The sequence below is a fragment of the Streptomyces sp. NPDC007264 genome (assembly GCF_042869095.1).
Lineage (GTDB): Bacteria > Actinomycetota > Actinomycetes > Streptomycetales > Streptomycetaceae > Streptomyces.
The window spans coordinates 154,679-179,282 of record NZ_JBIAFD010000006.1 but is presented as its reverse complement, the minus strand read 5'-3'; the positions used below and the strand labels follow the sequence as shown (position 1 = coordinate 179,282).

The following is a 24,604-nucleotide window of genomic DNA, read 5'->3' as shown; positions in this document are numbered from 1 at the left end:
GGACGCGGGGGTCCGGAAACCACCCGTCGTCCGGCCGGTACGGCACGGGCCGCCGGCCCCCGCACGCCCCGCGCACGCCGCCGAGGGCGCGGCGTGCGCCCCCGCGCCTCCGGAAGGCGTCCCGGGCTGCAACAGGGCCGGTCGGAGAGGGGAGGGGAGCGGCCCCGCGGACCTGGGGACGGCCCGCAGGGGCTCCCGGATGATCGATCAAAGATCGTTTTCGCAGGTCGGCTTAGGCATACCTAAGTGACGCAGTGCACCGCGGGCCCGTCCGGACGGCGCTTGTCAGGCTCTGAGGAATTACGCAACAATGGCGTTGTGAAAAACGTCGGCGACGCTCGGGAGACCCCCGTGGGGGGCCCTCAGGAGGAGTTCGCGGCTGGATTGCGCTCGGACCGCTCGACGCGCAACCGGGTCGCGCGGTCCGTCCTGGACCACGGCCCGTCGACCGTCGCCGAGCTCGCCGGGCGGCTGGGTCTCACCCAGGCGGCCGTACGGCGGCACCTGGACGCACTGCTCGCCGACGAGGTCGTGGAGGCGCGTGAGCGGCGCGTCTACGGGGCGCGCACGCGCGGCCGTCCCGCCAAGGTCTTCGCGCTCACCGACTGCGGCCGCGACGCCTTCGACCAGTCGTACGACAAGCTCGCCGCGGACGCCCTGCGCTGGATCGCCGCGCGGGAGGGCGGGGAAGCGGCCGTCGCCGCCTTCGCCCGCGCCCGGGTCGCCGCCCAGGCCGGCGCGTACCGCGAGGCGGTCGAGTCCGCCGACCCCGACCAGCGGACGGAAGCGCTGGCCAAGGCCCTGAGCGCGGACGGGTACGCTGCTACGGCGCGCAGCGCGCCCCTTCCGCACACCGGCGAACAGCTGTGCCAGCACCACTGCCCGGTCGCCCATGTCGCGGAGCAGTTCCCGCAGCTGTGCGAGGCCGAGACGGAGATCTTCTCCGAGCTGCTCGGCACGCACGTCCAGCGACTGGCGACGATCGCGCACGGCGACGGCGTCTGCACGACGTTCATTCCCAAGGCGGGACACGCCTCGAAGATGTCCGAGACCACCCACAACGCATCTGCCAGCACGGCCGGGAGGAACCCCGCATGACTCTCCCCACGGAGACTGCCCACCCCGAACTGGAGGGCCTGGGCACGTACGAGTACGGCTGGGCCGACTCCGACACGGCCGGTGCCTCCGCCAGGCGCGGCCTGAGCGAGGAGGTCGTGCGTGACATCTCCTCGAAGAAGTCCGAGCCGGAGTGGATGACGAAGCTGCGGCTGAAGGGCCTGAAGCTCTTCGAGAAGAAGCCCATGCCGAACTGGGGCTCGGACCTGTCGGGCATCGACTTCGACAACATCAAGTACTTCGTGCGCTCCACCGAGAAGCAGGCGGAGTCCTGGGAGGACCTGCCCGAGGACATCAAGAACACCTACGACCGGCTCGGCATCCCGGAGGCGGAGAAGCAGCGCCTCGTCGCCGGGGTCGCCGCCCAGTACGAGTCGGAGGTCGTCTACCACCAGATCCGCGAGGACCTGGAGGAGCAGGGCGTCATCTTCCTGGACACCGACACCGCCCTGAAGGAGCACCCGGAGCTCTTCAAGGAGTACTTCGGCACCGTGATCCCGGCCGGTGACAACAAGTTCGCGTCGCTGAACACCGCCGTGTGGTCCGGCGGCTCCTTCATCTACGTCCCGCCGGGCGTGCACGTCGAGATCCCGCTCCAGGCCTACTTCCGCATCAACACGGAGAACATGGGCCAGTTCGAGCGGACCCTGATCATCGTCGACGAGGGCGCCTACGTGCACTACGTCGAGGGCTGTACGGCGCCGATCTACAAGTCGGACTCCCTGCACAGCGCGGTCGTCGAGATCATCGTCAAGAAGAACGCCCGCTGCCGCTACACGACCATCCAGAACTGGTCGAACAACGTCTACAACCTGGTCACCAAGCGCGCCGTGGCCTACGAGGGCGCGACCATGGAGTGGATCGACGGCAACATCGGCTCCAAGGTGACGATGAAGTACCCGGCCGTCTACCTGATGGGCGAGCACGCCAAGGGCGAGACCCTCTCCATCGCCTTCGCGGGCGAGGGCCAGCACCAGGACGCCGGCTCCAAGATGGTCCACATGGCGCCGAACACCTCGTCCAACATCGTCTCCAAGTCCGTGGCGCGCGGTGGCGGCCGCACCTCCTACCGCGGTCTGGTCGAGATCGGCGAGGGCGCCCACGGCTCCAAGTCCAACGTGCTGTGCGACGCGCTGCTCGTCGACACCGTCTCCCGCTCCGACACGTACCCCTACGTGGACGTCCGCGAGGACGACGTGTCCATGGGCCACGAGGCGACCGTCTCCAAGGTCTCCGAGGACCAGCTGTTCTACCTGATGAGCCGCGGTCTGAGCGAGTTCGAGGCGATGGCCATGATCGTGCGCGGCTTCGTCGAGCCGATCGCGAAGGAGCTGCCCATGGAGTACGCGCTGGAACTCAACCGGCTGATCGAGCTCCAGATGGAGGGTGCGGTCGGCTGACGCCCGCCGCCGTCCCACCAAGCCACTCACGCAAGAAAGCGAGCAGACCGACAGCCATGGCTGAGGCTCAGAACTCCCCCACCCTCAACTCCGTTCGGGCGGGGGGACCCCCACCCGCGGGGTCCACCACCGCGGGCCAGATCGCGGTGGCCGCCGAGTCGACCGTCGCCACGCGCATGAGCGCGCCCCCGTCCTTCGACGTGACGGACTTCCCGGTCCCGCACGGCCGCGAGGAGGAATGGCGGTTCACACCGCTGGAGCGGCTGCGCGGACTGCACGACGGCACCGCCGTGGCGACCGGCGACGGCGTGAAGGTGGACATCGAGGCCCCCGAGGGTGTCATCGTCGAGACCGTCGGCCGTGACGACGCCCGCCTCGGCAGGGCGGGCACCCCGGTGGACCGCGTCGCCGCCCAGGCCTACTCGGCGTTCGAGAAGGCCGGTGTCGTCACCGTCCCCAAGGAGACGGTCCTCACCGAACCCATCCGCATCGCCGTGCACGGCGAGGGCGGGGTCGCCTACGGCCACCAGGTCATCGAACTGGAAGCCTTCGCCGAGGCCGTCGTCGTCATCGACCACACCGGCGACGCGGTGCTCGCCGCCAACGTCGACTACGTCCTGGGCGACGGAGCCAAGCTCACCGTCGTCTCCGTCCAGGACTGGGACGACAAGGCCGTGCACGTGGGCCAGCACAACGCGCTGGTGGGCCGCGACGCCGGCTTCAAGTCCTTCGTGGTCACCTTCGGCGGCGACCTCGTCCGCCTCCACCCGCGCGTCTCCTACGCCGGCCCCGGCGGCGAGGCCGAGCTGTTCGGCCTGTACTTCACCGACGCCGGCCAGCACCAGGAGCACCGCCTCCTGGTCGACCACAACACCCCGCACTGCACGTCGAACGTCGCCTACAAGGGCGCGCTCCAGGGCGACGACGCGCACGCGGTGTGGATCGGCGACGTGCTGATCGAGGCGGCCGCCGAGGGCACCGACACGTACGAGATGAACCGCAACCTCGTCCTCACGGACGGCGCCCGGGTCGACTCCGTGCCGAACCTCGAGATCGAGACCGGCGAGATCGTCGGCGCCGGCCACGCCTCCGCCACCGGCCGCTTCGACGACGAGCAGCTCTTCTACCTGATGGCCCGTGGCATCCCGGCCGAAGAGGCCCGCCGGCTGGTGGTCCGCGGCTTCTTCGCGGAACTGGTCCAGCAGATCGGTGTCGACGACATCGAGGAGCGGCTGCTCGCGAAGATCGGCGAAGAGCTGGAGGCGTCGGTCTGATGACCACCTTCGTACGCGCCTGTGCGCTGAGCGAGCTGGCGGAGGGCACCCCCAAGCGGGTGGAGATCGACGGCACGCCGATGTCCGTCGTGCGGACCGAGGGCGAGGTCTTCGCGGTGTACGACATCTGCTCGCACGCCAACGTCTCGCTCTCCGAGGGCGAGGTGGAGGACTGCCAGATCGAGTGCTGGCTGCACGGCTCCAGCTTCGACCTCCGCACCGGCAAGCCGTCCGGCCTACCCGCGACGCGCCCCGTCCCCGTATACCCCGTCAAGATCGAAGGGGACGACGTGCTCGTCTCCCTCACCCAGGAGTCCTGAGGCACCCATGGCAACGCTTGAAATCCGAGACCTGCACGTCACCGTCGAGGCCGACAACGCCACGAAGGAGATCCTCAAGGGCGTCGACCTCACCGTGAAGCAGGGCGAGACGCACGCCATCATGGGCCCCAACGGCTCCGGCAAGTCGACCCTCGCCTACTCCCTCGCGGGTCACCCGAAGTACACGATCACCGAGGGCACCGTGCTGCTCGACGGCGAGGACGTCCTGGAGATGTCCGTGGACGAGCGCGCCCGGGCCGGCCTGTTCCTGGCGATGCAGTACCCGGTCGAGGTCCCCGGCGTCTCGGTCTCCAACTTCCTGCGCACCTCTGCCACCGCCGTCCGCGGCGAGGCCCCCAAGCTGCGCATGTGGGTGAAGGAGGTCAAGGAGGCCATGGAGCGCCTGCACATGGACCCGTCCTTCGCCGAGCGCAACGTCAACGAGGGCTTCTCCGGCGGTGAGAAGAAGCGCCACGAGATCCTCCAGCTGGAGCTGCTCAAGCCGAAGATCGCGATCCTCGACGAGACCGACTCCGGCCTGGACGTCGACGCGCTCCGCATCGTCTCCGAGGGCGTCAACCGCGTCCGCGAGACCGGCGAGGTCGGCACCCTGCTGATCACGCACTACACGCGCATCCTGCGCTACATCAAGCCCGACTACGTCCACGTCTTCTCCGCGGGCCGCATCGTCGAGTCCGGCGGCGCCGAACTCGCCGACAAGCTGGAGGACGAGGGCTACGAGGCATACACGAAGGGTGGGGCAGCCGCGTGACACAGCTGCCGGGCCTCCTCGACACAGAGGCGATCCGCAAGGACTTCCCCATCCTGGACCGCCAGGTCCACGACGGCCGGAAGCTCGTGTACCTGGACAACGCGGCGACCTCGCAGAAGCCGCGCCAGGTGCTCGACGCCCTGAACGAGTACTACGAGCGCTACAACGCCAACGTCCATCGCGGTGTGCATGTGCTCGCCGAGGAGGCCACGGCGCTGTACGAGGGCGCGCGCGACAAGGTCGCCGCGTTCGTCAACGCGCCGAGCCGCGACGAGGTGATCTTCACCAAGAACGCCTCCGAGTCGCTCAACCTCGTGGCGAACATGCTGGGCTGGGCCGACGAGCCCTACCGGGTGGACCACGACACCGAGATCGTCATCACGGAGATGGAGCACCACTCCAACATCGTGCCGTGGCAGCTGCTGGCGCAGCGCACGGGCGCGAAGCTGAAGTGGTTCGGGCTGACCGACGACGGCCGCCTCGACCTGTCGAACATCGACGAGGTCATCACGGAGAAGACGAAGATCGTGTCCTTCGTTCTGGTCTCCAACATCCTGGGCACGGTCAACCCGGTCGAGGCGATCGTGCGCCGCGCGCAGGAGGTCGGCGCGCTGGTCTGCGTCGACGCCTCGCAGGCCGCGCCGCACATGCCGCTGGACGTGCAGGCCCTCCAGGCCGACTTCGTGGCCTTCACCGGCCACAAGATGTGCGGCCCGACGGGCATCGGCGTCCTCTGGGGCAGGCAGGAGCTGCTGGAGGACCTGCCCCCGTTCCTGGGCGGCGGCGAGATGATCGAGACGGTCTCGATGCACTCGTCGACGTACGCGCCGGCCCCGCACAAGTTCGAGGCGGGCACGCCGCCGATCGCGCAGGCGGTCGGCCTGGGCGCGGCGATCGACTATCTCGGCTCGATCGGCATGGACAAGATCCTCGCCCACGAGCACGCGATCACCGAGTACGCGGTGCAGCGACTGGCCGAGGTCCCCGACCTGAAGATCATCGGACCGGCCACGGCCGAGGACCGGGGCGCGGCGATCTCCTTCACCCTCGGCGACATACACCCCCACGACGTGGGCCAGGTCCTCGACGAACAGGGCATCGCGGTCCGGGTCGGCCACCACTGCGCCCGTCCGGTCTGCCTCCGCTACGGAATTCCGGCGACCACGCGAGCGTCGTTCTATCTGTACTCCACGCCGGCCGAGATCGACGCACTGGTCGAGGGGCTGGAGCACGTACGGAACTTCTTCGGCTGACAGGGACGCGAGGGCAGGCGCTGTGAAGCTTGATTCGATGTACCAGGACGTCATCCTGGACCACTACAAGAACCCGCACGGGCGTGGTCTCAGGGACGGCGACGCCGAGGTGCACCACGTCAATCCGACCTGTGGTGACGAGATCACGCTGCGTGTGAGGTACGACGGTACGACGATCAAGGACGTCTCGTACGAGGGCCAGGGCTGTTCCATCAGCCAGGCATCGGCCTCCGTACTGAACGAACTGCTCGTCGGCAAGGAGCTGGCAGAGGCGCAGAAGATCCAGGAGACCTTCCTGGAGCTGATGCAGTCCAAGGGCCGGATCGAGCCCGACGACGCGATGGAGGAGGTCCTGGAGGACGCGGTCGCGTTCGCGGGCGTCTCCAAGTACCCGGCGCGGGTGAAGTGCGCCCTCCTGAGCTGGATGGCGTGGAAGGACGCGACGGCCCAGGCGCTGGGCGGAGCCGACGCCGAAAGGAAGACGGCATGAGCGACACCGACACCGTGGAGATGAAGCCGGTCTCGGAGGAGGAAATCCGTGAGGCCCTGATGGACGTCGTCGACCCCGAGCTGGGCATCGACGTCGTCAACCTCGGCCTCATCTACGGCATCCACATCGACCAGGCGGCGAACATCGCCACCGTCGACATGACCCTGACGTCCGCGGCCTGCCCGCTGACGGACGTCATCGAGGACCAGGCCAAGTCCGCCACCGAGGGCCTTGTCGACGAGTTGCGCATCAACTGGGTCTGGATGCCGCCGTGGGGCCCGGACAAGATCACGGACGACGGTCGCGAGCAGCTGCGGGCCCTCGGGTTCAACGTCTGAGCACCCGCCGGCCTTCATCGGCCCGGGACAGCGGCGGCGTCCGGCGGACGCCGCCGTTTCGCGTGCTCAGGCCAGCCCGTCCACCAGCCGGAACGCCGAGTCCGCGCGGTAGAGGGAGGTCTGCTGGAACGGGTCCAGCCGCAGCCGGAAGTTCTGGTGGCGCAGGAAGCGGCCCGGGTAGTTGACCGACTCCAGCATGACCGCGCCGGAGTACGACGACGGGCGGGGACAGAAGGTGGCGTCCCGCCCGAACAGCGCGGAGCCGTCGTTCCGTTCGGCGCGCAACACGAAGTTCCGGTGGCGCAGATAGCCGCCGTCGGCCGTGGCGAACGAGTAACAGGAGGCGTCCGCCAGGCCCTCGACCCGGGTGAAGGTGGCGTTGCGCCGGTCGCGGGCGGAGCCGACCGGGTCGAGCTCGACGTGGTCGCCGCTCACCTGCCAGTAGCGGTCGGGGTAGTTGACCGACCGGACCGACGTCGTCGATGTCACGGCGGGCGGGGGTGCGGGCGCGGTGGGCTCGGCGGCGGCCGAGGCCGAGGAGCGGGCGGCCGGCCCGGAACGGGGCGTGGGCGTCCCGGACTCGGGGGAGGGCGATCCGGCCGTCCGGGAGGGGTCGGTGGAGGCCATGCCGCTCTTCCCACTGGGTGCCGCGACGGAGGAGGCGGGCACCGGGACATCGGGCAGGTCCGGGACACCCAGCGCGACCGCGGTGTCCCGCGCACGCTGGGGCGATGCCCTGTCAGACGCACGGTCCACCAAGGAGATCGCTATCGCGCTGGTGGAGAAGACGGCCACGGCGAGCAGGCCGGCCGCCCACAGTCTGCGTGTCCCGGGCGTACGGCCCTCGCCCGGAGCCTCACCGGTCTCCCACACCGGGGAGGGGGCGGGGTGGTCCGGAACGGGTGGGGGGTTCGTTTCTGGCATGCGCGGTTCCCTCGGCGTCGCCGCACGGCGTACGCGGAATCGTCAAGTGGTGCTGGCACAAGGGGAAGCAAGGGCAAGCGAGAGCAAGGGGCAGCCGGGCCACGGACACGTGGAACGGCGGCGGTCGTCCGCCGGGTGAGCGGCCGGTGAAACAGTAGTGGACATGGCGGGCTTCCAGAACCCGTTTCGGAGAGCGGTTTCCCGCTGCGGCCCCATGGCTCCAGGGCCCGTTTGTGTACGGCTGTACACATCCATGCGTACACTCGTACACATGCAGTACGCCTTCCTCGCCGGAGCCATCGCCTCAGAGGTCGTCGCGACATCCGCCATGAAGTACAGCGAAGGCTTCAGCAGGCTGTGGCCCTCGCTGGTGACCCTCCTCGGCTACGTCATCTCCTTCGTGCTGCTCGCGCAGGCCCTGAAGACCCTGTCGATCGGCACGGCCTACGCGATCTGGTCCGGCGTCGGCACCGCGGCCGTCGCCGGGATCGGCCTGGTGCTCTTCGGGGAGGGGCTGGACCTCGTGAAGATCGCCGGGATAGGGCTGATCATCGGCGGGGTGGTGGTCCTGAACCTCGGAGGCGTGCACTGATGCCCCGGCGCTACGACCCCGCTCGACGGCAGCGGATCATCGACGCGGCGATCCGGGTCGTGAGGACGAAGGGCATCGCCGGGCTGAGCCACCGCTCCGTCGCCGCCGAGGCCGATGTGCCGCTCGGCTCCACCACCTACCACTTCGCGACCCTCGACGAGTTGATGGTCGCTGCGCTGCGCCAGGTGAACGAGGGCTTCGCCGAGGTACTGACCGCGAGCGACCCGTCACGGGACGCGGAGGGCGACCTCGCCGCGGAGCTCGCCCGGGCTCTGGGGGAGTGGCTGGGCGGCGACCGCGCGAGCGTCGAGCTCGAGTACGAGCTCTACCTCGCGGCTCTGCGCCGGCCGGCCCTGCGCCCCGTCGCCGCCGAGTGGACCGAGGAGACCGCGACGCGGCTGGCCGAGCGCACCGACCCGGTCACCGCGCGTGCCCTGCTCGCCCTGATGGACGGGATCTGTCTGCAGGTGCTGCTCACCGGCGCGCGCTACGAGGAGGAGTACGCACGGGAGATGTTCGCGCGGGTGATGGGCGGCCCGGTCACCTCTCCGCCCCGCCGGCCCGGGGTGCCGTGGCCCGGTACGTGAGACGCCCCGGTACGGGTTCGCCCGCGCGCGCCCGGCCACGTTAGGTTTCCCCTATGACCGACACGACTGCTCCTCGTACCACCGGTGCGGTGGCCGCCGGCCTCGCCACGATCACCACCGACGGCACCGTCCTCGACACCTGGTTCCCCGCGCCCGAGCCGGCCGCCGAACCCGGACCGTCCGGCACCGAGCGGCTGTCCGCCGAGCGGGCCGTGGAGCTGCTCGGTGAGGGTGCCGCGAAGGCGATCGGCCCGGACGCCCGACGGGGCGTCGAGGTGGTGGCGGTCCGCACGGTCATCGGCTCGCTGGACGACAAGCCGATCGACGCGCACGACGTCTACCTGCGCCTCCATCTGCTCTCGCACCGCCTGGTCAAGCCGCACGGCCAGAGCCTGGACGGCATGTTCGGCTTCCTCGCCAACGTGGCCTGGACCTCGCTCGGCCCGGTCGCCGTCGACGACATCGAGAAGGTGCGGCTGAACGCCCGCGCCGAGGGCCTGCACCTCCAGGTGACCTCGATCGACAAGTTCCCGCGCATGACGGACTACGTCGTGCCCAAGGGCGTCCGCATCGCCGACGCCGACCGGGTGCGGCTCGGGGCGCACCTCGCCGAGGGCACCACGGTCATGCACGAGGGCTTCGTGAACTTCAACGCCGGCACGCTCGGCACCTCCATGGTCGAGGGCCGCATCTCCGCGGGCGTCGTGGTCGGCGACGGTTCGGACATCGGCGGCGGCGCCTCCACCATGGGCACCCTCTCCGGCGGCGGCAACGTGATCATCTCCATCGGTGAGCGCTGCCTCATCGGTGCGGAGGCGGGCGTCGGCATCGCCCTGGGCGACGAGTGCGTCGTCGAGGCCGGCCTGTACGTGACCGCCGGCACCCGGGTCACCCTGCCCGACGGCCAGATCGTCAAGGCCCGCGAGCTCTCCGGAGCCTCCCACATCCTGTTCCGCCGCAACTCGGTCACGGGCGCGGTCGAGGCCCGCCCGAACAACGCGGTCTGGGGCGGTCTGAACGAGGCCCTGCACAGCCACAACTGATCAGCGCCGGCAGCACGCCGCGGCGAGCGCCCTCCCCATGGTTCCGGGATCATGGGGAGGGCGTTCTCGGTCGCTCAGGGCTTCGACTAAAATTGCCAGGTGACCGAAACCCTGCCCCCGTGCCCCGAGTGCTCCAGCGAGTACACCTACGAGATGAGTCCCCTCCTGGTCTGCCCGGAGTGCGCCCACGAGTGGACCCCCGCGTCCGCCTCGACCGAGAGCGCGGCCGAGGGCGGGGTGATCAAGGACGCGGTGGGCAATGTGCTCGCCGACGGCGACACGGTCACAGTGATCAAGACCCTCAAGGTCAAGGGCAGCCCCAGCGGGATCAAGGCGGGCACCAAGGTGCGCAACATCCGTCTCGTCGACGGCGTGGACGGCCATGACATCGACTGCAAGATCGACGGGTTCGGTGCCATGCAGCTCAAGTCCAGTGTGGTCAGGAAGGCCTGACCGCAAGGGCACCGGGCGTCAGGGGCTCGTGAGGATCACGAGGCGCCCGGTCGCCCGGGTCATCGCGACATAGCGGTCGACCGCCCCTTCCACGCCCTTGCCGAACTCCCCCGGGTCCACGAGGACGACCAGGTCGAACTCGAGCCCCTTCGACAGCTCCGGGGTCAGCGACCGGACGCGGGACGTCGGCCGGAACGTGGGATCGCCGATGACGCAGGCGATCCCGTCGGCATGGGCGGCGAGCCAGGTGCCGAGGACCGAGTCCAGATCCGACGCGGCCCCGTGGACGACGGGGACGCCGCTGCTGCGGACGGAGGTCGGCACGTTGGCGTCCGGGAGCACGGCCCGGATGACCGGTGCGGCTTCCGCCATGACCTCTTCCGGCGTCCGGTAGTTGATGCTCAGGGAGGCCACGCTGATCCGGTCGAGCCCGATCCGCTCGAGCCGTTCCCGCCACGACTCCGTGAACCCGTGCCTGGCCTGGGCGCGGTCCCCGACGACGGTGAAGCTCCGGGACGGGCACCTGAGCAGCAGCATCTGCCACTCCGCGTCGGTCAGTTCCTGGGCCTCGTCCACGACGACGTGCGCGAACGGACCGGCCAGCAGGTCGGGTTCGGCGCTCGGCAGCGCGGTCTCGTCGACCAGGCTGTCCTTCAGGTCCTGTCCGCGCAGCATCGTGACCGCGCCTTCACCGTCGTCATCGGCGTCGAGCAGGCTGTCGATGACGCCGGCCATGCGCTCGCGCTGTGCGGCGACGGACGCCTCCTGCCGCCGTCTGCGCCGCGAGGCTTCCGGGTCGCCGAGCCGCTGCCGTGCCGCGTCCAGGAGGGGCAGGTCGGACACCGTCCACGCCTGGGCGTCTTCGCGCTGCAGCTTCCGGACGTCATCCGGGCCGAGCCAGGGAGCGCACATCCGCAGGTAGGCGGGTACCGACCACAGGTCTCCCACCAGGTCGGCCGCTTCGAGCAGCGGCCACGCGCGGTTGAGGGCCGTGATCAGCTCCCGGTTCTGCCGCAGCGACGTGCGGAGCGCGCCGGCCGGTACAGCGCCCTCGTACCGGTCCACCAGGATCGTGAGCAGTTCCTCCCGGACCTGGTCGCGCGCCTCATTGTGCGGAGCACCGGGTTCCGCCGCTTCGAACGCCACGGCCCAGTCGTCGGCGCGCAGCCGGATGTCGCACCAGGGGGTCGTGACCGTCATTCCCTCGGTGGGCGGCTCCTCGTAGAACCTGACGGCCGTCTCGATCGCCTTCACCATCGACGCGGACGACTTCAGGCGGGCCGCTTCCGGGTCGGCTTCCACCGCCGCCCCGGCTCCTTCGGGGACGAGGTCCCGCAGGATGCAGGTCTGCACGCCCTCCTCCCCGAGGCTGGGGAGGACGTCGGAGACGTAGGCCAGGTAGGGCCGGTGCGGACCGACGAACAGCACGCTGCCCCGGCGGTGACCGAGGCGGGGGTCGGAGTGGAGGAGGTAGGCCGAGCGGTGCAGCGCGACGACGGTCTTCCCCGTGCCCGGGCCGCCGTCGACGACCAGAGCGCCGCGGGACCCCGCGCGGATGACGGCGTCCTGGTCGGCCTGGATGGTGCCGAGTACGTCACGCATCCGTGCCGACCTGCTGCCACCCAGACCGGCGATGAAGGCGGACTGGTCGTCGAGCGCGGCGTGCCCGGCGAACCCGTCCGGGGTGAACACCTCGTCCCAGTAGTCGCCGATCCGGCCCCGGGTCCAGCGGTACCTGCGGCGGCTTGCCAGACCCATCGGGTTGCCGTGGGTGGCTCCGAAGAAGGGCTCGGCCGCGGGGGAGCGCCAGTCGATCAGCAGCCGGCGGCCCCCGCTGTCCGTCAGACCGAGACGTCCGATGTACACCGGTTCGGGATCGTCCGCGCCCACCATGCGTCCGAGGCACAGGTCGAGACCGAAGCGGCGCAGTGCGCGCAGACGAGCGGAAAGCCGGTGGATCTCCGCGTCCCGGTCCATCGCCTGCCGGCCCACGCCGCCGGGAGCCCTGCGCTCGGCGGCGAGGCGGTCGGTCAGTTCGGCGATCGCCTGCTCGAGGCTCGCCGCGAGGGCCGCGAAGTGCTGCTCGTCGTCGGCGATCAGCGTGGGGTCGGCCTTGCCCGAGAGGTGGTCGGGAAGGTCGAACACGCTCCTGGTCAGCGAGTTCACGTCATCGGCTCCGATCTGTGGCCGCTCGCGACCGTGGCGCGCGGCAAGGTGTCCGGCCCGGCGAGCCGGGCCTGGGGCCACGGCGTCCACGGCGGGCGAGGCGCGCGAGGCTGCGCCCGCCATGGGCACGGTGGCCACCGTCGGTCCGGGCCGCCGGGTGGGAGGGATCTGGGGGGTGATGGGGGTCGTGGCTCGACGATCCGGCGCGGTTCACGCGAACGTCGGCGGCCTCTTCCGGCCGAGCGTGTCGATCAGCGGCCTGGCGGCCGCCGTCGCCCCGTCGGTGCGGATCGTGCGGGCCACGACCCTCGCTCGTGGGTGGGTCCGCGGTGCCGGAACGGCCGGTCCGGCCACGCCGGCCGCGGGTGGTGCGGCGCTGACGGCAGGGTGAGCTGCCGGACGGCCACGCACCCGGAGCGTGTGCCCGGTTTCCCGGCCGCCGGCCGCGCACCGGCCGCGGCCCGTATCACGCCGGTCGCGGCCGGTACGTCGCATCCGCCGGCCGCCGCGGTGACCGCGCCGAACCGACCAGTGACCGATCCGGCCGCGCGAGGCGGCAGTTGGGCCGCCGTCGTCAGCGCGCACGCCGACGCGCGGACCGGCACCAGCCGAACGCTGGCACCGGCGGGCCGCTGCGCGACGCCCCCGTACGGCTGCACGCACACCTGCACCCCCGCGTCGAGAACCCACGATCGCAACCGGGACCGGGACCGGGACCGCACCGAGAGTTCCGCTGGCGGTTCGCCGCCCCCGCGCGACCCATAGACCGACACCACCACACGCACGTCGCGAAACTCCCGTTCCCCCGGTTCTGGTCCAGGGCGGCGATTCTGCGGCACGACCCGGGTCTTGCCGCAAGCCCCCCGGTGCGCTATACGTTGAGAGTGGCAAGGAGTGGGTATCGCCCTCCTTGCCTTTTTCATCTCCGGCGTCAGCCCAAGTCCCCAGCCCAGCGCGCCAGGAGGGCGAAGTCATCGGCGGCCAGCCCTGTCTGGGGATCCACCCGGTGCAGCTGGGCCGGACCACCGTGCTGATCCCTCACCCAGGTGCGATCCGCGTCCGCGATCTGGTCGTCGACCCACGCGAAGGGACGACCCTGCGCGCCTGCGACGATCTCCGGCGTCTGCCTCCCCGGCTCGGCTTTCGGGCCGGTGGGTCGAGTGAGGGCATGGGCGGCAACAGGGCGGCCGCGACCTGGCTGATCAAGCTCCAGCGCATCCACAAGTTTCAGCAAGTCACCTGTCCCTGGTCGAGGCCCGGTCAGGGATTTCGCGGTCGCGAAGTCTTCCTCGACCCGCCACATGGTGTGAACCGCCGCCGCCAGCTCGGCCAGGGTGACCGGGGTGGTGGAGTAGCAACGGCAGAAAAACAGTTCGCAGGTGCAGCGATACCGGCGGACCAGCAGGAGGCTGTCCCCTGCACTGTGGCCGGGGGCATCGCCGGTGACGCCGATCACCGCCCAGTCGTAGTGTCGGTCGCCCTTGGTGCCGTGTCCAGTCCACAACCGCTGCCAGGCTCCGGGATGGCGTCCCGTTTGGTGCAACACCGTTGCTTTTGGTCGGCGGCGTTGTTGTCAAGGGGCCCATCCGTCAGGGATCACTTCGGTATGAATGGGTGTATTTCTGGGCCGTTCGCGGGTGGCGGTTCCGGTTGAAGGGGTACTTGCTGTACCTCTTCAGCATCCGTGACTTCACGCGCCATCGGCGTTGCTGAGGGATCAGGTTCGCCAGGGCGGCGCGGCCGATCGCGCCCACCAGCGTTACCGGTTCGGTCGGGGCGATGCCTGCTGCGGCCACGATCTGGTCGGCAGCGGCCTGCAGCAGGACGGTGAAGCTCACGCGCTGCGCGGACAGCTGCGGGTGCACGGAGGTGAGGTCGTCAGCCGTCCTGATCAATGCCTGGTAGACGGCCAGCAGGGCGTAGATCTCCTGCTCGAGGCCGGGGACGGTCCGCGAGCGCAGCACCCGTTGGTCGAGGATCGTGGACTTCAGCGAGAAGTAGCAGGTCTCCGCCTGCCAGCGCCGGTGGTAGAGCTCGATCAGTTCCGTGGCCGGGTGGCGTTCGGCATCCAGGAGCGTGGTGAGCAGGCGCCACAACTCGGTGCGCCTGCTGCCGTCGGCGAGCGTGACGGTCACCCATGCTTCGATCACCCTGACCTCCAGGCGCTGTCCGTAGCCGTGGCCTGCCCGGTAGTTGCTGGAGTGGATGAAGGTCCTGTAAGAGCCGTCGGGCAGGGGGTGCCGGATGGTCGGGCGCCGCTTGCGGGTGGAACGCAGCAGGAAGGCCGCCCCGGTGTCGGAGACCGCGGTCAGGAACCCGACCGCGTCGTAGTAGGCGTCGGCCAGCAGCATCGACGCGTCCAGACGGCCCAGCAGGCGGTGGGCGTAGGAGATCTCCCCGGTCCGGTCGGGGCCGAAGACCGCGTCGAGGAGGGCGCGGGTGCCGCACTCGACCAGGGCCACCAGACGCACAAGCGGATAGCCGAATTCACGCACGCGGCCGATGTGCTTGGGATAGTGCCAGGTCACCGCCGTCTCGTCGGGAGCGTTCAGGGTGGTGCGGTCGATGGCGACCACGCGACGCCCGCGGTAGAAGGCGCAGGTCTGGACGGGGGTGGCCACCGGCCCCGCCAGGACTGCGAACAAGGCACGCAGCGGCGCGACGCCCAGCCTGCGACGGGCACGCGACAGGGACGAGGCGCACGGCTGGGCCACGGCGGTGTGGCCGAGGCCCGCGGTGAGCTTGCCCCAGACCGCCTGGTAGGAAGACCGCTCGAAGAAGGCTAGGGCGAGGACGAAGTACACCACGACCCGCGCCGGCAGCAGACGCAGCCGTTGTTCCCGCGCGGCGGTTTCCTCGATGACCGCATCAACGAGGTCGGGATCGATGATCTGAGTCAACTCGCCGACATGGCCGGGCGCGTACACGTCCGGACCTGTCGCTGTGCACCGCACGCTGGCAGACTTCGATAACAACGGGACCTCCGGGTTGTTCGCCCCTGGCTCGACACCAAGGGACCTACCCGAGGTCCCGCCCTGCTGTTCGCCCACTTGACAGACCCATCCACCGCCTTAACGCAACGGTGTTGCCGTTTGGTGGTGTAGCCGATCAAGGCTAAGGGCTTGCAGATCATTAACGCGTCGTCTTGATCACGCTGGGGGTGCCGCTCAGGGCTCGAACGCGAGCCTGGAAGGTCGTGAGGGCGGAAGGTGGAGTGGCTGCCGGCGGGATGATGATGCTGTGCGCCTTGAGCAGTGTCCTGATCTTCAGCAGGGTGCGGTGCATGGCGGTCCGGCTGCTGTCGAACAGCACGGCGAGGGGTTCCGCGGCCAGGGCGACCCGCAGGTTAAGGACGGCTGCCAGGACCTGGTCAGGGAAGGCGAGCCGGGGCGGGCGGCCGCGCTTGACGTCGCCGTCGACGACCAAAGTGTCGATGAGATCGCTCAGTTGCTGCCGGGACATGCCGATCAGGGCGGGGTCGGACAGTAGAGCGTCGTCCCATTCCGGGGCCGGCTTCTGCGGAGCCCGGGGTGCTGGGACGGCCGGGCAGGGCTGGGGGTGCAGGGCATAGTTCCAGTCGCCGTGGAAGGCGTGTCGGGTCAGCGGCAGGGCCGCCATCTCCGCGTCACCGATCTGGACTCCGGTGGGGTAGAGGTTGGTGTCCAGCTCGGCCATGACGCGCAGTCCGGTGCGGGTGGTGGTCGCGGCGATGGACTGGACGATGACTTCGTGGCTGGTCAGCGGGCGGCCACGCCAGTTCATGGTGATATGGGAGAAGAGCCGGTGCTCGATCTTGTTCCACTTCGATGTGCCCGGCGGCAGGTGGCATACGGTGATCGTCAGTCCTGATTCGGCCGAGAGCCGGGCGAGTTCGAGCTTCCAGGCCCGGGTGCGGTAGCCGTTCGAGCCGCCCGCGTCGGCGGTGATGAGCAGTCGTGTCGCCTGCGGGTAGGCGGCCCGGCCCTGGCCGGACCACCAGCGGCGGATCGATTCCACTGCAAACGCGGCGGTGTCGTGATCGGTGCCCACGTTGACCCAGCCGGTGTTCGCCGCGAGATCGTAGATCCCGTACGGGACGGCCTTGCCCAGCTGGGGGTCGGCGAAGTCATGGACGTTCACCGGCACCGGATCAGCCGCAGGACGCCACTGGCGGCCGTTGTTCTTGAACTCGCCGACGAGTTCCTTCTTCTTGGTGTCCACGCTGATCACCGGCTGGTCGGCATTCCGGTGATCGCGGGCCTGCTCGTTGAGATAGCAAAACTGGGCGTCCCGGTCGGGATGCTGGCTTCCCTCGATGGCCTTGGCGTTGGCCTGCAGACTGAAGTCTTCCTCTCGCAGCAGGTCCGCGACGGTGTCCGCACTGACTTTGTGCCCCGTCCGGGCAAGCTCTCGCGCCAGGGTGCGGGTCGACTTCACCGTCCACCGCAGCGGTGACATGGGATCGCCCCGCTCGTCCGGCTCGACCAGCGCCAGCAGCGCCGGCCGCAGCCCCGGATCGAGATCTGCGACCCTCTTGCGGCCTCCGCCCGGCCGCCGCACCCGTCCCAGAGGCTCCTCGCCGGCTTCCAACTCGGACACCCCCTTGCGGACAGTGGTCTCACTCACCGAGGCCGCCCGCGCGACGGCCCGAACACCGCCGTGTGCCAGCACACGGGCCTCTGCGGCCATCAGCAGCCGTCGCTGCCGCTCATCCAGATGCGGGAACAACACCGCGAACTTCATGGCGAGTTGGGCACAGATCTCGTCCGGGATGCGCATACCACATCAACGAGCCACGGGACGGGAAGCAACACCTTGATGATCTGCAAGCCCTTAGCATTCAAGCCTCTCCTCAACAATTCGCTGAAATACTTCTGTGCCCAGGGCGGACGTGTCATCATCTGCAGGCGCCAAGCCGTCCCGACGCTTGCCGCAAACTCCGCAAATGACAGGTAACACTTTCCTATGCGAACAGCCGGCCCCACGAGGAGCCGACGCTCTTCTCATTGAGCGGAACTACCCTCGGCACGGCGTTCAAGGTACTCTCGCCCCCACCCGAGAAATCCATCTTCATCGTCCACTACGCAGGGCCACCGCTCACATATCGCCGCCACGGCCATATCTGCTACCTCTATTGATCGGTAGTCGATGATGAAGCCCACCCAATGTCCGAGGAGTCCATTTACGAGAGAAATCTCATGCGGCTCATACTGCCTCTCAAGCTCGCCATCCGAGTCTCTTTCGATCCACGCAAGTGCCCCTTCATCAGACACGGCAATCCGATTGTCCCGAAACTCCACACTCATTCGGGAGCCGAGCAGTTGGTCGCGGACGTCCTCAGAAGTCACGCTTCGCGGCAGACATACGATCAGTGAATTCACGGCGCCACCACCGTCAGGAGGTCATCCATCGACGTCACACCGATTCCACCGCGGCTGTTTACTTCCTTGATCACACTCGGCCGCAGTTTCGGACCGTAGACGATCACTGGCTTACCCGTCCCCTCCTGAGTCCGTGTCACCTGGGCCCCGGCGCCCTTCCCGGGACCCGCCTTGACTTGAATAACAGCGTTCTTGAGCTCGATGTCGAAGTCGGTCAGAGTGGATCCGTCAGAGCGATTGACTGGGACATTGACGTCCTCTACCAAGCCAGGGTACTTCGCCTCAATCTCGTTAGCCACATCGCCTACGAGCGGATCGTCGGAGGTAAAGGTTCTCGACCCGGCGGAGGAGCCAGAGGATTCACTGCTCGCCTCCGAGAATGCCTTGCCCAATCCGTTGTTGATGCGTCCGATGCCGTCCGCGGTGCCGGTGGCGCCGACTCCGACCAGGGTTACGCCGGTTGCGGCGACAGGGGCGCCGGCGAGGCAGCCGACGCCGGTGAGGCACAGGCCGAGACCGGCGACCGTGGTTTCTCCGCCGATGCCCGTGAGGACTATGCTGCCTGCGGTTTCCGCGGAGCCCCACCAGATCTCGGGCTGGGAGAAGACCGCGGAGCCGTAGTCGACAATGGTCGACAGCCAGCTCCACGAGGAGCCGCCGGTCTTCTTGGTGCCGCTGCTGGTCTTGCCGGTGCTGTTGGTGGAGGCTATACCACCAGATTCCGCCGCCTGCTCGTTCTGACTCTTCTTCGCTTTTCCGGGAAGGTGACCCGGTGTCGTGTTCTCGTAACCCGGACCCGGACGGGTCGGGCAGTCGATGTCCGCGCACATCCCCGTGGAGTCCGCGCTGGTGACCGGGTTATTGTCCGCGTAGGCGTAGCCGTTGAGCGACTGCGGGACGTCCACCATGAGCAATGGGTCGACGCTGATGAAGCGTCCGGTGGAGGGGTCGTACTCCCGGGCGCCGAGGTGCGTTAGGCCGCTGTCGGTGTCCTTGATGCCACCGACGAAGCTCTTGTCTCCGATCCATGGACCGGTGTCAGTCGCACGGGGGGCTCCGAAGATAGTGCTCTTTCGCCGTGTTATCGCCTGGCTCGCGTCAGCGGTGATCTGGGTTGTACCCGTGCCGTGGTGGTCGCTGAGGATGAAGGTCAGCTTGCCGCCGGTGCGTACGGCAACTGTCCTTCCTTCCGCTGTGTAGTAGCGGGTTCCTGTGACAGTACCGCTCTTGTCGAGGTGGAGTTCGTTGCCCGCGGGCAGGTACAGGGTGGTGCCGGTGGAGTCACGGCGGATCACCCGCTGGCCGTCGGCGTCGTAGAGGTAACTACTGACGGCGGTGTCCTGGGTGACGCTTGCGAGGTGGCCTTCGTCGTCCCATTGCAGGCTCTGGAGCGCGTTCGTGCCGATCTGGCGCGTCTTGGTGTTGCCTGCAGCGTCGTAGGAGTAGGTCTCCTCGTGTGCGTTGGTGCCTGTCTGGGTGACTTTGGGCAGGTTGTGTTTGCCGGCGTCAGGTGCTGTGTAAGTGCGCACAGTGTCGGCGGCGGGCTCGGAGGGGGTCTTGTGCTGGGTTTCGGTGGTGCGGTTGCCGACTGCGTCGTAGGTGTAGCTGGTCCAGTAGGCGTCCTGTCCGCCGACCACTGTGTTCGAAGGCGTGCTCGCACACTGTTCGCCGGTGTTGGTCCAGGCTTCGGTGACGCGGTTCAGGACGTCGAGGGTGAAGCACTGCGTGTCGGTGGTGCGGTTGTCGTCCTGGCCGTAGGCGGTGACGATGGACGTGATGTTGTTGCCTGCTGGGTCGTAGCCGTACTTCGTGTCCTCGATGCGCTGGGGTGCTACCTCGCGGTCGGCGTAAGCGCGGGTGATATTCCCGGTGTGGTCGTCGTATTCACTCGAGACCCAGAGGTGCTGCGCGAACTCGCCGTATTCCTGGCGGGTGTTGCGTCCGTAGTGGTCATAGGTATTCGCGGAGACCAGGGCGGCGTCGGGCACGCCGACGGTGTTGAGCAGGCCGGTGACGGCGGTGTAGGTGTTGCTGACCCTTTCTTGCGGCAGGCCGCCCATGGCGGGCTGCTGCGTCCACATCACCTGGCCGGTGTTGAGGTTGTATGAAGTGGTCCACTTATAGGTGCCGGCGAGGTTGCCTTCGCTGTCCGGAACGGTGACTTGAGTGCCGACAGGCTGATAGAGGCTGTTGTAGGAGGTGATGGACGTTTCGTAGGCCTTGCCGTTGACGTAGCGGGTTGCCTTTGACAGTTGACCCTTGGCGACGGTGTCGTAAGACCAGGTCGCCAGTGTGGTGTTGCCGTTTTTCGCGGCGGTCTTACGGCCGAGGGCGTCGTAGTCGGTGTGCAGAGTGATCTGTCGGGCGTCTTTGACGTCGGTGATGCGGTTGCCCTTGTCGTACGTGGTCACCGAGCGGCCCTTGTCGGGGTCGTCGACGGTGGTCTGCCGCCCCCGCACGTCGTAGCCGTAGGTCCAGGTGGCGCCCGAGGGGTCGATGATCTGCTTGAGCAGGCCGCGATTGTCGTAGGCGTACCTGGTGGCCTGGGATGCGGATCGGTCGGTGTTGGTGTACTCCCTGAGTTCCGTGGTACGCCCCAGTGCGTCCATGACGGTTGTGGTGGCGACGCCACCCTGGGGCGGGACGATGGTGGTGGTGTCACCCGTGTACGTGGTAACCGTGCGCTTGGTCTCGTCACCGAACTTGCGGGAGATCGCGGCGGTGACACGACCGGCGCCGTCGTATTCGGTGTCAAGCGAGGCGGGATATTTCAGTTCCTGCCCCGTCACCAGGAGCGGTTCTGCAGCCCCTTCGGTGTAGTAGGCGCCGGACGTACGCCAAGCGAGGCCGCGTGTGTCATAGAAGGTCTCCGACACCAAGCGACCGGTGCGGTCGGGTGAGGGCGCTTGGGTCTGTATGTCCCGCAGGAGCCCATCGGAGAAGGCGTAGGTCGTCTGGTATTGCGAGTCGTGCGTGAGGGCCTTGGTGGTGGTGATGGTCGGGCCGTCGGTGCGGACCTGGTAGTCGAAAGCGTAGTTGGGGGAGTCGGGGTAGGTGGCTGCCGACCGGGTCGCCAGCCATACCTTGGTGATGCGGCCGAGGGCGTCGTACGCGGTGGTCGTGATCTTGTTGTTGGCGTCCTTGACCTGTGTGGGTTGACCGCGCAAGGGGTCGAGGGTGGCGGTGGTCACAAGGCCGAGAGGCTGCGTCACCAGAGACTGCGTGGGCACTTCACCGGTCGTAGGTGTGTAGACGGTGGTAGTTGTCTCGCCGTAGGCGTCGGATGCGGCGAGGGGCCGGCCGTAGATGTCGTAGCAGAGATCAGTCTTGGCCGAACCGCAGGTGCTGGGTATGGAGGAGACGGTGTCGTAGCCGTCGCCCTTGCCGTTGATGCGGTCGGACTTGGTGACAAGGCCCTTGGTCGGCGCGGCACCGAAGGTGCCGTTGTCGTAGTACGTGCGGGTGTCGTCGATGACGTCGTCTGGGCGGGTGATGGTGGTGCCGGTGCACTCCTTGGCCACTGTCTCCACCCGTGAGACCGCGTCCAGCACATGCTTGCCCGTATTGCGAGCGTAGGTGGTGAAGGTGCAACGTTCGTCGCCGGTTTTGGCTGTGTCTCCGGTCTCGGAGACCGAATTGACCATGCCGTACTGGTCGAACTCGGTGGTCGACTCGGTGGTGCGGATGCCGGTGGAGACGGCGGTGCGGACTTCGGTCTTTTGCGTGCCCGTCATGCGGGACTCGAGGGCGGGGAGGCCTGTTCTTGTACGGGTGGCGGTGGGATCGGAACGCCAAGGTGTGTACGAGGCGGCGGAGACGAGCTTGGTGGTGTCGTCGCCGTTGTAGGTGGCCTTCTCACGGACCATGCCGCCGAATTGTTGGCGGTCGGCGATCGTGGCACCGGTGGAATCCTCGACATCCTGACCGTCGATGCCACGGAAGTAGCGGGTCTCGGAGAGGGTCTTGGCGTCGCCCCCCGCTCCGGTGCGGACCTGAACCCGCCCGTAGCCTCGAGAGACGGAGTAGGTGCGGTCCTCTGCCTTGGCGAACTCGTCGGTGCTCTTGGTCCAGCTCGCCCCTCCCAGATAGGAGTAGGACGTCACCGTGTCCGGTGTGGAGGCGATGTTGTCGCCCTCACTGACCTGGGTGACGACGTAGGAGTTGAACCAGTCGTCCTTGGCCTTATCGCCTTCGAAGGCCCATTTGTAATGAAAGCAGCGCGTGGTGTTGGTGTCGTCTGTGGGAGGCAGGGTGGTGGCGGTGCAGTCGGGCTGGGAGTAGTCGACTGCGACGGTGCCGCCGGCTTCGGTGGTGATCTGGTAGAGCCGCAGGCGGACGAAGGGGGCCAGGCCGTCGCCGAGCTGGTCGACCCGGTTGGCCATCTGCTCGCCGGCGAAGGTGACCGGAGGCAGGGTGACGGGACTGCCTGCTTTGCCCGTGTGAGTGATGGACTCCAGCCACATCGGGGTGGAGATACCGTCTCCGGAGGCGGGGAAGCTTTGTTTGAGCGTCCAGGAGTCGACGTCGTCGTAGGTGCCGCCGGTGAGGATCTTGGTGGTGATGGAGGTCAGTCGTTTGCGGGACCAGAAGCTGGGCGAGTACTGGTCCTTGCACTCGGTCGCGTCCGTCTTGCAGTACAGGTCGTATGGGACGTCCGGCCAGTTCTTGGCGTTTGTTTCGTCAAAGGTCGAGCATGAGGACAGGCATCGTTCGTCCACATCGAAGTGGACCTGCCCCATGGCCTTGCCGGAGTAGACGGCGTCGTCACGCAAGCCGTAGTCGATATGGTCCAGGTAGGCGGCACGGTCGTAGGGGGTGACGGTGGCCTTGCCGGTGGTCTCGGAGACGTTGCGGCCGTAGTTGTTGGTCTCGTTGTTCCAGTAATAGGCCATCGCGTTGCCGCGGGCGTCGACGACGTAGTCGAGTTGCCAGCGCCATGCCTGCTGACACCAGGCGTCCGCGAAGGCCGGCTGGTAGCAGGGTTCCCCCGAGTGGTTGCCGAAGACGGGGACGGTCAGGGTGGAGTTGGTTTCCGGGTCGTCCGCGTCGCTGCCGTGATCGCTCCAGCCCGGCAGGCGGTTCATTCCGAAGTAGTACTGGGTTCCGTCGGTCGTCGTGACGCGCCAGTGTTCACCGATCCCGTCCTTGCCGGCGGTGCCGGTGTCACCGTTGACCGCGTCGGTGAGTTTCTCCACTTTCTCGCCCGCGTCGGCCTCTGGGTGCCAGCCCTTGCCGTCCTCGTAGACCAGTTCGGTGCTTTTGCCCCCCAACGACAAGGTGGCGTTGTCGTTGTACCAGCACAGGTCGCCGACTTTGGTTGTGTTGGTGGCGTCCGTCTTGTCGTCGTCGCAGGGCTTGTAGCGCCGTTCGATGTATCCGGGCTCCCAGGACCAGCCATCACCCAGCCATGACGGCTGGTTGTTGGATGCGGCCGTCTGACCGTCCACGGACTGGGAGCTGTAGGCGAGATTGATGGAGGGCTGCAAACCGCCGGGAACGGACGGAACGCTGATCGGGTACGACCAGTCGAATGAGCCGGTCGCACCCCCCGCCGACCAGGATCCCGAAGGCTTCAGCGACGTGGCCTTGTAGTTGCCCGTGGGGCCGACGGCTCCTGCCGTGGCCGCGAGAACGGTCGGTTGCGCTGACTGGCTGTCTGCTGACTTGAAGGTGACGGGTGCGGAGAGTACGCCTGCGGCGGTGTCGTTGGTGGTGGGCAGATCGGTGTGCGTTCGGCACTGGGGTTTCTCCGGCGTGGTCAGCACACAGGCCGGCATTTGGACAAGTCTCAGGCGTGCCGCCCAGTCGCCGCCGTAGGCGCCTCGAAATGATGAGTAGTCCACCTTCACGTCCGCCGTGCCCGGCGTGGTGCCGCTGTCGATAGGTTTGGCGGACACCAGCAGGCCGTCGACGCCCGCCGCGCGGGTCGCGTCCCGCCCGGCCACCGACACTCTCACCTTGGCGGGCAGCCGTGCCTTGGCGTGCTTCTTGCCCCGTACGTCGCCGATGAGTACCGGGAGCCTGCCCGCGCGGCGGACGGAATTCTCGCTCAAGGTGATATGGGCGGAGCCTGCCGCTGGCCATGACACCGTCGCCGACTTCCAGGCGTGTTGCTTGGCCTCATCCGGGCGCTTTTTGCCGCCGATGGCGACCGGCTCGACGGGAACTGCTGGTGGCTGTTTCAGCCTTGGGAGCTCGAAGCCTGATCCCGCCGCGGCGACAGCCGCGGAAGCCGGCGGCAATACACCAGCGACCAAAGCTGCAGCAACGGACAGCACGATTCGCCTCATGCTGGAACGGCTCACACCCCACCCCTAGCCCTCACCGAGAATTCCGCCAGACGTTAACAGGAACTCCACCTGACGCACCAGACCTTGTCTTTTTGCGGCCGCGCCTAATCGGGATTACGCGCACAAGAATGATCACGGTGGCATTTCTGGTCGAAACTTCCCCAAAAGGTCAGTGTCTGTCAGTCTTACGAGCTCGCGTGACCGTTTGACCAGCACATTTGAAGCC

The 24,604-nt window shown here is 68.1% G+C and carries 18 protein-coding genes; 12 read left to right on the top strand and 6 right to left on the bottom strand.

Features of this window, described 5'->3' with window-relative positions; translation table 11 throughout:
* Positions 1-318: 318 nt before the first annotated feature.
* From ACFYMU_RS12245 to ACFYMU_RS12210, 8 genes are read left to right on the top strand one after another with little or no spacing between them, the layout of a single operon-like run.
* Positions 319-1,098 (top strand): helix-turn-helix transcriptional regulator, encoded by a 780-nt coding sequence (locus ACFYMU_RS12245; protein WP_388371820.1) that lies wholly within the window; start codon positions 319-321, stop codon positions 1,096-1,098.
* Positions 1,095-2,516, top strand: coding sequence for a Fe-S cluster assembly protein SufB (gene sufB, locus ACFYMU_RS12240; RefSeq protein ID WP_388371818.1), 1,422 nt, complete (start codon positions 1,095-1,097; stop codon positions 2,514-2,516). Before ACFYMU_RS12245 ends, sufB begins: the two co-directional genes overlap by 4 nt.
* A gap of 56 nt (positions 2,517-2,572) precedes the next feature.
* Positions 2,573-3,790 (top strand): Fe-S cluster assembly protein SufD, encoded by a 1,218-nt coding sequence (gene sufD, locus ACFYMU_RS12235; protein WP_388371816.1) that lies wholly within the window; start codon positions 2,573-2,575, stop codon positions 3,788-3,790.
* Positions 3,790-4,110: a bifunctional 3-phenylpropionate/cinnamic acid dioxygenase ferredoxin subunit gene (locus ACFYMU_RS12230; protein WP_388371815.1), complete on the top strand. Its 321-nt coding sequence runs from the start codon at positions 3,790-3,792 to the stop codon at positions 4,108-4,110. The genes sufD and ACFYMU_RS12230 overlap by 1 nt, the downstream gene beginning before the upstream one ends.
* Positions 4,111-4,117: 7 nt before the next feature.
* Entirely contained in the window at positions 4,118-4,882 is a 765-nt protein-coding gene (sufC, locus tag ACFYMU_RS12225; protein ID WP_388371813.1) for a Fe-S cluster assembly ATPase SufC, read from the top strand.
* A complete protein-coding gene (locus ACFYMU_RS12220; RefSeq protein ID WP_388371810.1) occupies positions 4,879-6,135 on the top strand; it encodes a cysteine desulfurase in 1,257 nt (418 codons plus the stop codon). Before sufC ends, ACFYMU_RS12220 begins: the two co-directional genes overlap by 4 nt.
* A 22-nt stretch (positions 6,136-6,157) precedes the next feature.
* Positions 6,158-6,625, top strand: coding sequence for a Fe-S cluster assembly sulfur transfer protein SufU (sufU, locus tag ACFYMU_RS12215; protein ID WP_388371807.1), 468 nt, complete (start codon positions 6,158-6,160; stop codon positions 6,623-6,625).
* On the top strand, positions 6,622-6,963 hold the full coding sequence (locus ACFYMU_RS12210) for a metal-sulfur cluster assembly factor (RefSeq protein WP_388371804.1): 342 nt from the start codon (positions 6,622-6,624) through the stop codon (positions 6,961-6,963). Before sufU ends, ACFYMU_RS12210 begins: the two co-directional genes overlap by 4 nt.
* Positions 6,964-7,029: 66 nt before the next feature.
* Here the strand turns inward: ACFYMU_RS12210 and ACFYMU_RS12205 are convergent, their stop codons facing one another.
* Positions 7,030-7,887 (bottom strand): AbfB domain-containing protein, encoded by an 858-nt coding sequence (locus tag ACFYMU_RS12205; protein ID WP_388371801.1) that lies wholly within the window; start codon positions 7,885-7,887, stop codon positions 7,030-7,032.
* A gap of 271 nt (positions 7,888-8,158) precedes the next feature.
* Here ACFYMU_RS12205 and ACFYMU_RS12200 point away from each other — a divergent pair, with 271 nt between their 5' ends.
* The 4 genes from ACFYMU_RS12200 (at position 8,159) to ACFYMU_RS12185 (ending at position 10,562) form a co-directional block, all read left to right on the top strand.
* Positions 8,159-8,479: a DMT family transporter gene (locus tag ACFYMU_RS12200; protein ID WP_388371798.1), complete on the top strand. Its 321-nt coding sequence runs from the start codon at positions 8,159-8,161 to the stop codon at positions 8,477-8,479.
* The gene (locus tag ACFYMU_RS12195; protein WP_388371795.1) at positions 8,479-9,066 is read left to right on the top strand and encodes a TetR/AcrR family transcriptional regulator; all 588 of its coding nucleotides are present in this window, start codon (positions 8,479-8,481) and stop codon (positions 9,064-9,066) included. The genes ACFYMU_RS12200 and ACFYMU_RS12195 overlap by 1 nt, the downstream gene beginning before the upstream one ends.
* Positions 9,067-9,119: 53 nt before the next feature.
* A complete protein-coding gene (gene dapD / locus ACFYMU_RS12190; protein WP_388371793.1) occupies positions 9,120-10,109 on the top strand; it encodes a 2,3,4,5-tetrahydropyridine-2,6-dicarboxylate N-succinyltransferase in 990 nt (329 codons plus the stop codon).
* Between the two features lie 99 nt (positions 10,110-10,208).
* On the top strand, positions 10,209-10,562 hold the full coding sequence (locus ACFYMU_RS12185) for a zinc ribbon domain-containing protein YjdM (protein WP_388371790.1): 354 nt from the start codon (positions 10,209-10,211) through the stop codon (positions 10,560-10,562).
* Positions 10,563-10,580: 18 nt separating this feature from the next.
* Here the strand turns inward: ACFYMU_RS12185 and helR are convergent, their stop codons facing one another.
* The 5 genes from helR to ACFYMU_RS12160 all read right to left on the bottom strand — a co-directional run bounded on the left by helR (position 10,581) and on the right by ACFYMU_RS12160 (position 24,393).
* Positions 10,581-12,728, bottom strand: a complete 2,148-nt coding sequence (gene helR / locus ACFYMU_RS12180) for an RNA polymerase recycling motor ATPase HelR (RefSeq protein WP_388371788.1) — start codon at positions 12,726-12,728, stop codon at positions 10,581-10,583.
* 931 nt (positions 12,729-13,659) lie between these two features.
* The gene (locus tag ACFYMU_RS12175; protein ID WP_388371786.1) at positions 13,660-14,184 is read right to left on the bottom strand and encodes a hypothetical protein; all 525 of its coding nucleotides are present in this window, start codon (positions 14,182-14,184) and stop codon (positions 13,660-13,662) included.
* 133 nt (positions 14,185-14,317) lie between these two features.
* Entirely contained in the window at positions 14,318-15,682 is a 1,365-nt protein-coding gene (locus tag ACFYMU_RS12170) for an IS4 family transposase (protein WP_388371783.1), read from the bottom strand.
* Positions 15,683-15,860: 178 nt separating this feature from the next.
* Positions 15,861-17,486 carry an ISAzo13 family transposase gene (locus ACFYMU_RS12165; protein ID WP_388371781.1) on the bottom strand — a complete coding sequence of 542 codons (1,626 nt, stop codon included), beginning with the start codon at positions 17,484-17,486 and terminating at the stop codon, positions 15,861-15,863.
* A 598-nt stretch (positions 17,487-18,084) separates the two neighbouring features.
* Positions 18,085-24,393 carry an RHS repeat domain-containing protein gene (locus ACFYMU_RS12160; RefSeq protein WP_388371778.1) on the bottom strand — a complete coding sequence of 2,103 codons (6,309 nt, stop codon included), beginning with the start codon at positions 24,391-24,393 and terminating at the stop codon, positions 18,085-18,087.
* Positions 24,394-24,604 lie beyond the last annotated feature (211 nt).

Bases quoted from the DNA above. Each gene is read 5' to 3' on its own strand.
- sufB (WP_388371818.1), top strand. From the start codon at position 1,095: ATGACTCTCCCCACGGAGACTGCCCACCCCGAACTGGAGGGCCTGGGC.
- ACFYMU_RS12195 (WP_388371795.1), top strand. From the start codon at position 8,479: ATGCCCCGGCGCTACGACCCCGCTCGACGGCAGCGGATCATCGACGCG.
- ACFYMU_RS12200 (WP_388371798.1), top strand. From the start codon at position 8,159: ATGCAGTACGCCTTCCTCGCCGGAGCCATCGCCTCAGAGGTCGTCGCG.
- ACFYMU_RS12210 (WP_388371804.1), top strand. From the start codon at position 6,622: ATGAGCGACACCGACACCGTGGAGATGAAGCCGGTCTCGGAGGAGGAA.
- ACFYMU_RS12230 (WP_388371815.1), top strand. From the start codon at position 3,790: ATGACCACCTTCGTACGCGCCTGTGCGCTGAGCGAGCTGGCGGAGGGC.
- sufD (WP_388371816.1), top strand. From the start codon at position 2,573: ATGGCTGAGGCTCAGAACTCCCCCACCCTCAACTCCGTTCGGGCGGGG.
- dapD (WP_388371793.1), top strand. From the start codon at position 9,120: ATGACCGACACGACTGCTCCTCGTACCACCGGTGCGGTGGCCGCCGGC.
- ACFYMU_RS12165 (WP_388371781.1), bottom strand. From the start codon at position 17,486: ATGCGCATCCCGGACGAGATCTGTGCCCAACTCGCCATGAAGTTCGCG.
- sufC (WP_388371813.1), top strand. From the start codon at position 4,118: ATGGCAACGCTTGAAATCCGAGACCTGCACGTCACCGTCGAGGCCGAC.
- ACFYMU_RS12205 (WP_388371801.1), bottom strand. From the start codon at position 7,887: ATGCCAGAAACGAACCCCCCACCCGTTCCGGACCACCCCGCCCCCTCC.